The organism is Acinetobacter sp. UBA6526 (assembly GCF_002434875.1).
Taxonomy (GTDB): domain Bacteria; phylum Pseudomonadota; class Gammaproteobacteria; order Pseudomonadales; family Moraxellaceae; genus Acinetobacter; species Acinetobacter venetianus.
This window is the reverse complement of record NZ_DJLC01000233.1, coordinates 1-5,576: the sequence shown is the minus strand read 5'-3', so window position 1 is coordinate 5,576 and position 5,576 is coordinate 1. Positions and strand designations below refer to the sequence as shown.

The window sequence follows — 5,576 nt, the reverse complement described above, 5'->3', positions numbered from 1 at the left end:
TACCTGTGTAAAGCAGATCAAGCATTTATATTCAGAACACTGGATTCATCTGAATATAGATCATTGCAAAAAAGCCAGAAGCCCAAAAAAATTAGCAACGCTGGCCGACCACGCAAAACATCACAATCACAAGACGACAAGTCTTCCGTAAATAAAAAAAGCGGAGGTAAATAATATGTTTAAGAAAAATGATGCTCCGCTGCTACATTCAGCGTATATGAGCAAAATTGCTAGAATCACTCAACCACACCCAAGCCCAGTTGAGATCGGACAAGTTATTAACGAATTATCGAAAGTTCGTTTACCCAGTCAACCTGTGTTCCCAGCGTACCGTTTGCCCCCTCAAACTTTACCTGAAAATGTAGATAAACTAATAAAGTCAATACAATGGGTACATCATTTACCATGGGTGAATGGTGTCATGAAAGTAATGCTACACCCCCAACTAAATCTCGGAATTGGATTAGCAAAGCGACATGGGTTAATTGATCAACAGCATTCTTGGAAAATTGATCCTATAAGAGGCTCTAATTTCATTCGTGAATTTCAAGATATTCTGCTAACTCATCATTTTAAAGAGTTAAAAGAAGGTTGGGATGATGCTCATAAGTTGAGTGATCAAGAGCTTAGCGATGCCCTAAAAGCAGTCCAGAAAGAATCAAATGGGTTCGCATTCTATGAGTTCATATCCGTAATGGATTCATCTCACCTGCATTCTCCTCAATTAGATCAATTTATTGAGGATGTAAAAACTGGCTTCATCAATAATCTGGATAGTGAGCAATTACTGGCGGTTCTTTTGAAAAAAGAACCATTACCCAATAGACAGATGAAATTACGATTCATCATCCTAATAAAACGTGATTTCTTGGATAGCCCTGCACACCTCACAAACTTTAGTTTTTTTGAAAAGATAAAGTTTAATGTGGAACAAACTCACGGTTACCAAATCTTTTACGACCCATCGCTGTTGAATGGCTATATGCAGAGTAATCTTTTTCACAAGAAAACTCAGTCATTCAAAGAGCAGATAAAGCAACTGAGAATTTACCTTACAGGGACTGATGCTCTGTACAGGATTGGGAGCGTAGAACCGACATTTAGTGTTTTGCATACGAAAGTCAAAATTCAAGATTTGGAGGGAGTGTAAAATGGGTATCGCACATAGCTTTAAAATTGATCGTAGAATTCGAGCAAAAGAGTTTATGGCTCTTCTTTCTATTGGTAGAACCAAGTTTTATCGAATGATAAAAAATGGGGAAATTCCGCAGCCAATCAGAGTTAGCGAGAAAGAAGTCTTTTGGCACGAATCAAGTGTGAAAATAGTTGTAGAAAAACATAAGTAGAATTCTGATATGATAGCCTGCTAAACGCAGGCTTTCTTTTTTAAATTAAGAGCCTTTTAAAACGGGTAACTAAACGGGTAACTCGAAAAAACTCTAGAATTTAATTATTCATTTTCAAAAGGTTGAGATGAACAAGATTGTTGTAAAAAAACATAATGGTGGCACGATTGCTCAAAATAAAAGAGCACGTCACGATTACTTTATTGAAGAAAAATTTGAAGCAGGTATGTCATTACAGGGCTGGGAGGTTAAATCTCTTCGCGCTGGTCGTATGAGCTTGACTGAAAGTTATGTCATTTTCAAAAATGGTGAAGCATTTTTATTTGGTTCGCAAATTCAACCGTTGTTATCAGCTTCAACACACGTGGTTCCAGAAGCTACACGTACACGTAAATTATTACTGTCGCGTCGTGAGCTTGAACAACTCATGGGTGCAGTGAATCAAAAAGGTTATTCATGCGTGCCTTTAGCATGTTACTGGAAAGGTCATTTAGTTAAACTTGAAATTGCATTAGTAAAAGGTAAGCAAATGCACGATAAGCGAGCGACTGAAAAAGACCGCGATTGGCAGCGTGATAAAGCACGTATGTTGCATAAGTAATAAAAAACCTCCAACTCATGGAGGTTTTTTTAATCTTCTAACTAGAAGAATGCTTTAATCTTAATTCAGCCAAATACTTACCAAACTTTCGAGCGGTTTCCAAATCACCTTCTGGCGGCGTAATTTCGACACTGGCATTATCAGATTGTGTCATTAGGCCAAGAAAACTCGACATACGGTTAATGTCTAGTGGGCTACGCCCTGTCGGCATAAATGGTAAACCTGCCCATAACATGCCATGCTGCATCGCAAACAAATTAATTTGCTGTAATACCGCTAATTTATCACCACTTAAACCACCACCATTGGTAAAGCCTGCCGCAATTTTTCCTTGCCATGTACGCGCTAACCAACGTTTAGATGAGTCTTCCATAAATTGTTTCAATGCAGACGTTAGACTACCCATGTAAGTTGGGCAACCCATCACGATGACATCTGCTTGATCTATCAAATCCCACTGTGGTGCAGCGACAGAAATAAGATGCACATCTGCACCGGCTTGCTCTGCACCTTGAGCAATATATTGTGCAACTTTTGCCGTATGCCCATAAGGACTATGATAAATCACACAAACTTTGACTTGGGGAGTAATTTGCTCAATAACAGACATGGAAAATTTAAAAACCAATGAATTAGATCAAGTTTAACATTTTTAAACCACTCAAGGCGAATCAGCAATGCAAGATATATTTATCGCATAAAAACAAATGTCGCCATTCGTCCTGTTTTAGGATCACGACGGTAAGAAAAATAATCTTTATCTTGCTGATAAGAGCACTGATCCCCACCTAAAACAGTTTCCACACCAAAACGATTTAAAATAAATCGTGCAATCGCATATAAATCGGCTTGGTATTTACCTTCAAATTGACCAGCAATAAAAGCGCTTTCCAATTCAGGATATTTTTCGCAAAAAGCAGCTTTTACCTCAGCACCCACTTCAAAACAAGGCTGACTAATCGCCGCACCCAACCATGCCCACGTTGGTTGTGATTGCATTTCAGTCACTGTATTTTCAATAATACCATTGGCCAAACCACGCCAGCCTGCATGTAGGTTCGCAACCTCTGTCCCTTCAGAATTGCCGAGTACAATAGGAAGACAGTCCGCTGTCATCATCATTAATGCATGACCTTGGCGCTGAGTCACCAGACCATCACCTTCAAGTGCGATAAATGGAATTTGCTCATTGATCGTATGACAAATAGTGCTGTGTGTTTGCATCATCCACGTTATTTTATCAACACCAAATTCTGATAGCTGATTTAATAAGATCATCCGATGCTGTTGCACGCGCTGTGCATCATCATCGACATGTAGCGCTAAATTAAAACCAGCTAAATGATTATCGGATGTTGCTATCGTTTGCGCATTTTCAATACGTGTTTGCCCTACGAAAATACCTTTGGGTAAATCTTGTACAAATTCCATAAATATCTCCTGAGCTATATTTTCTACCGTCAATCTCTCCTAAAAGGAGTGGGAATTTAAAGCACTGCAAGACATTGAATTCACAAAAGTCTCCCTCCTTAAAGGAGGGAAATTTAGAGGATTGTAGAGCTTTACTTAATACGCTTCATTTTCACTACGAAGAACTTCAACCAATTGAGTGAAATCCTCTGGCCACGGTGCTTCAAACATCATTTCTTCGCCAGTGCGTGGATGTACTAGACCAAGCTTAGCTGCATGTAGTGCTTGACGTTTAAAGCTACGCAGCATATCGGTTAGTTTTTCTGAAGCGCCTGCTGGAAAACGAACGCGATTCACATAAACAGGATCACCAACTAAACCATGACCTAAATAACTAAAATGCACACGAATCTGGTGTGTACGGCCAGTTTCAAGCTGCGCTTGAATACGGGTAAAGTCACGGAAGCGTTCTTTGACATTATAGTGTGTTACCGCATCACGCCCACCCGGTAAAATCGCCATTTTAACGCGGTCAACTGGATGACGTTTGATTGGTTCATCAATCGTTCCGCCTGCAATGATATTACCGTAGGCAATCAAATCATAAACGCGATAAACCGTTTTCTTTGCCAATTGTTTACTCAATGAAAATTGAGCTTCCAGATTTTTAGCAACGACCAATAAGCCACTGGTGTCTTTATCAATACGATGAACAAGTCCAGCTCGTGATAGCTCAGCCAGTTTTGGCGTGTGATAAAGTAAGGCATTTACTAAAGTTCCAGTTGGATTACCCGCACCTGGATGAACAACCATCCCTACTTCTTTATTGATCACAATAATATCGTCATCTTCATAAACAATATTGAGCGGGATATTTTCAGGCTGACTCGATGTTTGTGCTTCAAGCTCAACATCTAGGGTTAATACCTCATTACCTTCACAACGGTACTTTGGCTTAACCGTGTTACCATTTACCAACAGATGACCGTCTTTCATCCACTGTTTAAGTTTCTCACGAGAAAACTCACTCCAGACGAGTGCTGCGACCTGATCAATACGTTGACCTAAATAGTCTTCATCAAGTTGAATTTGCAACGATAAACGTGTTGCAGTTGAGTCAGAATTATGATTATCTGCATCGACAGAATCTTCAAGTAAGAAATCTGTTTCAGAGATGTTTGAATTGGAAGATTGTGCTGAAGTCATTTGATGATCGGTACAAAAGTGGTTTAATAGCACCATTGTAGCTCATTGCCCAGAATAACAGAGGAGTTTTTATGTCGCTACCACGTTATAAAATTACGATGCTTGCGCTTTCTTTAGGTGTAGCATCTGCATTTGTGGGCTGTAGCAGCAATCCAAGCAAAAAAGAAGTGGTTGATAAAGGACCGCAATCAAGTGAACAAGTTTATTTTGATAAAGCACAAAAATCGCTTGATCGTAATCAATATACTGATGCCGTGAAATCGCTTGAAGCTTTAGATACGTACTATCCTACTGGACAATATACACAACAAGCACAGCTTGAACTTCTCTACGCTAAATTCAAACAAAAAGATTATGAAGGTGCAATTGCACTAGCTGATCGTTTCATTCGCTTAAATCCGCAACATCCAAATGTTGACTATGCCTACTATGTTCGTGGCGTTGCCAACATGGAAATGAACTACGACAGTTTAATTCGTTATACCTCATTACAACAATCACATCGTGATGTCAGTTATATCAAAGTTGCCTATCAAAACTTTGTTGACCTCATTCGTCGTTTCCCAAGTAGCCAATATTCTGTTGATGCAGCACAACGCATGAAATTTATTGGTCAAGAACTTGCTGAAAATGAAATGAATGCCGCACGATTCAATATTCAGCGTAAAGCATGGTTAGCTGCTGCTGAACGTGCACAATGGGTGATTGAACATTACCCTCAAACACCACAAACACCTGAAGCGTTAGCAACTTTAGCTTACAGCTATCAAAAACTTGGTGATCAAGCGACTTCTCAACAATATATCGAGATTTTAAAACTCAATTACCCACATTTGGTTAAATCAAATGGTGAAGTGAATTTACGCGCTGCACGTAAAGAAGGTAGCTGGATTAACCGTGCAACATTAGGTTTATTAGGACGCGAGTCTAAAACTGTTGATGCTAAAAATGTCGAAACAACGAGTGAAACTGAACAGCGTAGCTTAACCAATCGACTCACTTTAGGTTTATTC

General features: G+C 39.3%; 7 protein-coding genes. 4 read left to right on the top strand and 3 right to left on the bottom strand.

What is annotated here, in order from left to right; all coding sequences use genetic code 11:
- The first annotated feature begins 175 nt into the window (after positions 1–175).
- From B4237_RS15980 to smpB, 3 genes are all read left to right on the top strand, one after another.
- On the top strand, positions 176–1,150 hold the full coding sequence (locus B4237_RS15980; protein ID WP_007481165.1) for a hypothetical protein: 975 nt from the start codon (positions 176–178) through the stop codon (positions 1,148–1,150).
- A 1-nt stretch (position 1,151) separates the two neighbouring features.
- Positions 1,152–1,346, top strand: a complete 195-nt coding sequence (locus B4237_RS15975) for a helix-turn-helix transcriptional regulator (RefSeq protein ID WP_007481164.1) — start codon at positions 1,152–1,154, stop codon at positions 1,344–1,346.
- A 127-nt stretch (positions 1,347–1,473) separates the two neighbouring features.
- The gene (gene smpB / locus B4237_RS15970) at positions 1,474–1,947 is read left to right on the top strand and encodes an SsrA-binding protein SmpB (protein WP_007481162.1); all 474 of its coding nucleotides are present in this window, start codon (positions 1,474–1,476) and stop codon (positions 1,945–1,947) included.
- A gap of 37 nt (positions 1,948–1,984) precedes the next feature.
- Here smpB and B4237_RS15965 read toward each other — a convergent pair whose 3' ends face one another.
- From B4237_RS15965 to rluD, 3 genes are all read right to left on the bottom strand, one after another.
- Positions 1,985–2,557, bottom strand: coding sequence for a flavodoxin family protein (locus B4237_RS15965; protein WP_061393278.1), 573 nt, complete (start codon positions 2,555–2,557; stop codon positions 1,985–1,987).
- Positions 2,558–2,637: 80 nt separating this feature from the next.
- Positions 2,638–3,378, bottom strand: a complete 741-nt coding sequence (pgeF, locus tag B4237_RS15960) for a peptidoglycan editing factor PgeF (RefSeq protein WP_286943925.1) — start codon at positions 3,376–3,378, stop codon at positions 2,638–2,640.
- Positions 3,379–3,513: 135 nt separating this feature from the next.
- Complete coding sequence (gene rluD, locus B4237_RS15955) at positions 3,514–4,563, bottom strand: 23S rRNA pseudouridine(1911/1915/1917) synthase RluD (protein ID WP_286943929.1); 1,050 nt, start codon at positions 4,561–4,563, stop codon at positions 3,514–3,516.
- Positions 4,564–4,634: 71 nt separating this feature from the next.
- On the opposite strand from rluD, the gene B4237_RS15950 reads away from it, so the two are divergent.
- On the top strand, positions 4,635–5,576 hold a 942-nt coding region (locus tag B4237_RS15950), incomplete at its 3' end, for an outer membrane protein assembly factor BamD (RefSeq protein WP_286943923.1).